The 882-nt window shown below is 70.4% G+C and carries 1 protein-coding gene; it reads right to left on the reverse strand.

Annotated features, from left to right (window positions below; genetic code table 11):
- Positions 1-26: 26 nt before the first annotated feature.
- Positions 27-882 (reverse strand): IS3 family transposase (locus tag ACQQ92_RS08410; RefSeq protein WP_427796239.1); only part of this gene is annotated, 856 nt, incomplete at its 5' end.

The raw sequence follows: 882 nt of genomic DNA on the forward strand, positions 1-882 counted from the left end.
GGGACTGCGGACGATTTCTTGGACCGTTACGCGGCCCTTCCCAGCGCGGCGCGGAACTCGGCCGGCGTGCGGCCGCCGAGCGCATCGCTGCGCCTCTCCGTATTGTATCGGCCGATCCAGCCCCCGAGTTCCTCGATGAAGCGGGCAGGGGTCCAGCCCGACCAGTCCCTGCCGTGCCAGAACTCCCTCTTGAGCAGGCCGAAGAAGCCCTCCATCGCCGCGTTGTCCGGGCTGCAGCCCTTGGCGGACATGCTCCTGGCGAGGCCGTGCCCCTCGCAGATCGAGATCCAGCCGGGCCAGCGGTAGTGGCCGCCGCGGTCGGAGTGGATGACGGGGCGCTCGCCGGGCGCGAGCAGCGCGCAGGCGTCCTCGAGCGTCGAGTTGGCGAGCGCGGCGTCCGGTCTCTCGCCGGCCCTCCACGCCACGACCGAGGAGTCGAAGCAGTCCCTGATGGCCGACAGGTAGACCTTCCTGCCGGAGGGCAGCCTGAACTCGGTGATGTCGGTGAGCCACAGGAAGTTCGGCAGGGCCGAGCGGAAGTCGCGGCGCACGAGGTTCGGCGGGGCCGGCGTCGGCTCGCCCGCATAGGAGCTGTAGGGCCTCCTCTTCCTCCTCATCCACCTGGGGACCAGGCCCTCCTCGCGCATGATGCGGAGGACGACCTTCTCCGAGGCGCGCACGGGCTCGTCGAGCTCGCGCAGGCGCGCCGTCACGAAGCGGTACCCCCGCGCCCCCTCGCCGTCCTCGGTGAAGATCCTGCGCACGAGCGCGCGCAGGGGCGCGCGCCGGTCGGGCCTCGCGATCGCGCGGCGCTGGTACTCATAGGAGCTCTTTGATATCCCCAAGGAACTCGTGAGTTCTCTCAAGGACCACTTCCCGCAC

Source organism: Collinsella sp. SGI.241, from assembly GCF_050312955.1.
Taxonomy (GTDB): Bacteria; Actinomycetota; Coriobacteriia; order Coriobacteriales; family Coriobacteriaceae; genus Collinsella.